Raw genomic sequence first — 387 nt, forward strand, 5'->3', positions numbered from 1 at the left:
GTAGGCGCCGTACGCCCAATACGCGGGTTCCTCGTGGCACATGAGGTCGGGGTAGGGCTCGATGTCGCAGTCGCCGTAGCGGGCGTTGATCCTCGCCACGGCCTCCGCCCGCGAGATGCCGAACCGGTTCACCATCTCGTCCGCCATGTCGCGGAAGTACGCGAGCATCCCGTCGTCGAGGCGCATGAGGAACTCCTCGGTCATGACGCGACCCTCTCTTGGACACCGGTTGGCCTGATGAGCCTCAAGCTACCCCGGTCCGCAGGCGGGCGCGGATGCAGCCGGGAGAGGCATCGTTCACGCAAGGGTCATGTACGGGCCGCCCGCGGTCTGTCGCTGAGCGCCTCACGTGGTGAATGCTTGCCCAGGGCACATCCGCTCTTCGCC

The 387-nt window shown here is 66.9% G+C and carries 1 pseudogene; it reads right to left on the reverse strand.

Annotated features, from left to right (window positions below):
* Positions 1-204, reverse strand: a pseudogene (locus LPA54_RS41735) (hypothetical protein); the annotation flags it as partial.
* Between the last annotated feature and the right edge of the window lie 183 nt (positions 205-387).

This window comes from Streptomyces sp. DH12, from assembly GCF_020873895.1.
Lineage (GTDB): Bacteria > Actinomycetota > Actinomycetes > Streptomycetales > Streptomycetaceae > Streptomyces.